This is a genomic window from Ralstonia sp. ASV6, from assembly GCF_016429285.1.
Taxonomy (GTDB): Bacteria; Pseudomonadota; Gammaproteobacteria; order Burkholderiales; family Burkholderiaceae; genus Ralstonia; species Ralstonia flaminis.
Window position 1 is genome coordinate 1 of sequence record NZ_JAELUI010000260.1, and the last position, 3,919, is coordinate 3,919.

Consider the following 3,919-nt stretch of genomic DNA (forward strand, 5'->3'; position numbering starts at 1 on the left):
GCCCAAGGTAGACCTGCGCGACATGCCCGAAACGGCGCCCATCCTGGCCGATCCGCGCTACCTGGTCGCCATCGTCGTCGCCCAGCATGGCCAACCGCTGTTCCGCTGGCAGGAAGATGCCAAGGAGCATCACGCCGAGCGCTCCACCTGCCTGGAGCAATGGCGTGAGCAGGTCACGCCGACCATCTCCACGCTGATGCCTGGCTGCGAGTTCGAACTGCTGCTGCCGGATGCCTTCTTCCTGTCCTGCCGCGAATCCGACAAGCAGATCCGCCCGCTCACCGTGCGCGCTGCCGTCAACTACCTGCAGGGTGCGCTCGACATGCCGGCCAACCGCTTCGGGGCCATCATTGGCGCGTTCGGGGAAGAGCAAATCGAGGAGTACCGCGTGGCCTTTACCGTGCGCGGCGAAAAAGAATTGATCTACGGCATCGTCTGGCCCGTCTACGGCCGCGACGGCGGTGCCACGGATGTCGCCGCTGAAGGCGAGCCCGGCAGCCCGCTGGAGCAGATCTGCGATGAGTTGCGCGCGTGCGGCATCGAAGACATCTTCCGCCACGGCCAGCTCTTCGAACCGGAATATTGCGAAGACTGCGGCGCCCCGCTATACGCGGACCGCGCTGCGGAGATCGTCCACGCCGAGATGCCCGAAGACGCACCGACGCAGCAACCGCTCTTCCATTGACGCACTGACCGATCGCACAGATCGCCAAGGCCACCTTCGGGTGGCTTTTTTATTGCTGCGCCATCGGTCATATTGATTGTCAGTTTGCGTCGCACGCGGTTTGGCAGCCTGCGGCACAATGACGGTCTCTCGCCACTTGGCATCACCGCTCGAAACCAAGGAGCTCCCCCGATGGCCTATCGCCCCTTCCTTCGCGCCCTGATCCGCAATCTTGCCGCATGCGCACTGGCTGCCACTGCCGCAGCACCGTTGGCCGCGCAAGCTGACGACCTGCGCATCGGCCTGTCTGCCGACGTCACGTCGATGGACCCGCAATGGAACAACGCCGGCCCCAACAACGCCATGGCGCTGCACGTCTTCGAATCGTTGGTCTTCCTGGACAAGAATGGCCGCTACACGCCGGGCCTTGCCACCTCGTGGAAGGCCATCGACGCCAACACGTGGGAGATCAAGCTGCGCCCGAACGTGAAATGGAGCGACGGCACGCCCTTCACCGGTGAAGACGTCAAAGCCTCCATCGAGCGCCCGGCACGCCTGACCAACAGCCCGGGCCCGTTCACGAGCTACACCAAGTCGATCACCGACGTGCAGATCGTCGATCCGCTCACCGTGCGGCTGAAGGTGTCGATTCCGAACTACGCCAGCATCCCGAACGACCTGAACAGCCTGCCGATCATCCCCAAGAAAGTGGCGGATGCCTCGCAGGCGGATTTCGATGCCGGCCGCGCCATGATCGGCACGGGCCCGTTCCTGTTCGACCACTTCACGCGCGGGCAGGAAATCGTGCTGAAGAAAAACCCGAACTACTGGGGCCGTGTGCCACAGTGGGACAAGGTGACCTTCAAGATCATCACCGACAACGCCGCACGTACGGCTGCCCTGCTCTCTGGCGATGTGGATGTGGTGGAAGCCGTGCCCGCCGCGGATGTGCCGCGCATCAAGCAGAGCCCGAAGTTCCACCTGGAGCAGCAGGTTTCGTGGCGCACGATCTTCTGGCAGATGGACCAGAGCCGCGACGTGTCGCCATTCATCACAGACAAGGCCGGCAAGCCGCTTGCCAAGAACCCGTTCAAGGACCGCCGCGTGCGTGAGGCCGTGGCACTCGCCATCAATCGCGACGCAATCGTCTCGCGCGTGCTGGAGGGCCAGGGCGTCGCGGCGTCGAGCATCGTGTCACCGCAGATCTTCGGGCACCCGGGCGGCAAACCGATTCCGTATGACGCGGAGCGCGCGAAGAAACTGCTGGCCGAGGCAGGCTATCCGAATGGTTTCGGGCTCACGCTGCACGCCACCAATAACCGCTACCTGAACGACGCGCAGGTTGCGCAAACCACCGCGCAACTGCTCACGCGCATTGGCATTCAGACCAAGGTGGAAACGCTGCCAGTGGCGGCCTACTTTACGCGTGCGCGCCAGGGTGAGTTCTCGTTCATGATGCTGGGCTGGGGCTCGGTGGCAGCAGACGTGGCACTGCGCAGCATCCTCGGCACACCCAACCCACAAACCGGCTATGGCACCTGGAACTGGGGCCGTTACAGCAATCCGGAACTGGACAAGCTGGTGCAGACATCGCTCTCGACAGTATCGAGCGAACAAGCCCACGAGCAGGCCGCCAAGACCGCCGCACGCTTTGCGCAGACCGACTACGCGATCATTCCATCGCACCACCAGCTCGCCACATGGGCAATGCGCAAGGGCATTCGCTACGAGGCGCGCACCGACGAATGGTCGCTGGCGTGGTTGTTCACCAAGCAATGATGATCACTTCGTAACCGACGCCATGCCGTAACGCGCTGTTACAGCAAAATCGCTTGATGCGCCGCATTGGGGAAAGCCGCAGGAACTTTCAGCGCGAGCTTTCCTCTATCATGGCGATTTCCACGCCGACACCCTGTAACACTCGTGATGTTGCGACCCAAACTACTCTGTCTCGGCGTCGTCGCTTTGCTGGCCGCCTGCTCCAACTTGCAGACCGAACCGACTGATACGTCGGCCCTGGCCACCAACGCCACGTCAAGCCCCCCGGCCGCGCAAGCCAAGCCGGCCGTCCAGCCAGTACCGACCACGCCGCCGATCGTCTTCGGCTCGACCGATGCCAGCGGGACCACCACGGTCAACCTACCGGCCAAGGACAAGATGAGCCTGTCCGAGTACCGCGCCCAAACCCGTGATCGCCTGATCCAATCCGAAGGTGCCCGCCCCGACGTGGCCGACTGCGCCGCGCACGCGAGCTGGATCATCCCTCGCTCAACCAACTTCGATCAGTTCCGCCTGCCGACAGGCGCGCTGTCCAACGAGCAGGCCAAGGTCGAGCCGTGGGACTCGCGTTTCTCGTCCAGCAAGCAAGGCGCGGTCAAGGTTTCGAGCGTCGTCAGCTTCAATGCCGCTGTGCACAAGCGCGGCACAGGCAATGACCAGTGGGAGTCGGTGCGCGTACGCTGCGGCTATGACGAAGGGATGATGCTGGCGTACGAACTGCTCGACGCCAACGGTCAGCCGTTTGCGGCCCCGGCCGCCGCACCATCATCGTCGACGGCACGTACGCACTGCCGCCGCGGCCATCGCTGCACGACCTCGGCTGTGCATGGCAAGAGCACCGCCAAGGGCAAGGCCTCGACGAAATCCACGGCCAAGTCTGCGAAGAGCAATGGCACGGCCAAGACCAAGTCAACATCGACTGGCAAATCCACCGCCAAGTCGACGGCCAAGAAGACGACGAAAAAATCGACCTCCGGCCAATAAAGACAAACGCGCCGCCAGAACCCTGGCGGCGCGTTTTGCATTGGTGACCTCGGCGCGATCCCTCAGGATCGTTCAGTCCAGATATTCCAGAATCGCCTGCAGCATTGCCGCGCCCAGTGCAGCGCTGCGGGCACCGTCCCAGCCTACCCGTGCGTCAGGCAAATCGGCGTTGTCCTTGAACGGCATTTCCAGCGTCAGCGACAGGCAACCATATGTGTGGCCGATGTACTTCGAGGCGAGCTTGAGCGCGTCTTCGTTGTACTTGCTGGCCTCGTAGCCGTATTGCGTCTGGAAGTCCGGTGATGCACGCAAAAAGGCCGCAACAAAGCGGTCCTGGTCGGCACGCTGCGCATCGGTAAAGCCCGGCAGCATCTCGCTGCCCGCCACGAATACGTAGGGCAATGCTTCATCACCGTGAATGTCGAAGAACAGGTCAACGCCCGTCTGCTCGATGGCCTGACGCACGCACAGCACTTCGGGACTGCGCTGGGC

The 3,919-nt window shown here is 63.1% G+C and carries 3 protein-coding genes and 1 pseudogene; 3 read left to right on the forward strand and 1 reads right to left on the reverse strand.

Annotated features, from left to right (window positions below; all coding sequences use genetic code 11):
- The 3 genes from JHD73_RS26995 to JHD73_RS27005 form a co-directional block, all read left to right on the forward strand.
- On the forward strand, window positions 1–685 hold a 685-nt coding region (locus tag JHD73_RS26995), incomplete at its 5' end, for a DUF2863 family protein (protein WP_199033212.1).
- A 171-nt stretch (window positions 686–856) separates the two neighbouring features.
- Window positions 857–2,443, forward strand: coding sequence for an ABC transporter substrate-binding protein (locus tag JHD73_RS27000; RefSeq protein WP_199033213.1), 1,587 nt, complete (start codon window positions 857–859; stop codon window positions 2,441–2,443).
- 147 nt (window positions 2,444–2,590) lie between these two features.
- Window positions 2,591–3,427 (forward strand): BspC domain-containing protein, encoded by an 837-nt coding sequence (locus JHD73_RS27005; protein WP_199033214.1) that lies wholly within the window; start codon window positions 2,591–2,593, stop codon window positions 3,425–3,427.
- A 72-nt stretch (window positions 3,428–3,499) separates the two neighbouring features.
- On the opposite strand, the pseudogene JHD73_RS27010 reads toward JHD73_RS27005, so the two are convergent.
- A pseudogene (locus tag JHD73_RS27010) lies at window positions 3,500–3,919 on the reverse strand (hypothetical protein); the annotation flags it as partial.

What these genes read in the sequence shown, in the direction of transcription:
- JHD73_RS27000 (WP_199033213.1), top strand. Translation starts at nt 857, where the DNA reads ATGGCCTATCGCCCCTTCCTTCGCGCCCTGATCCGCAATCTTGCCGCA.
- JHD73_RS27005 (WP_199033214.1), top strand. Translation starts at nt 2,591, where the DNA reads ATGTTGCGACCCAAACTACTCTGTCTCGGCGTCGTCGCTTTGCTGGCC.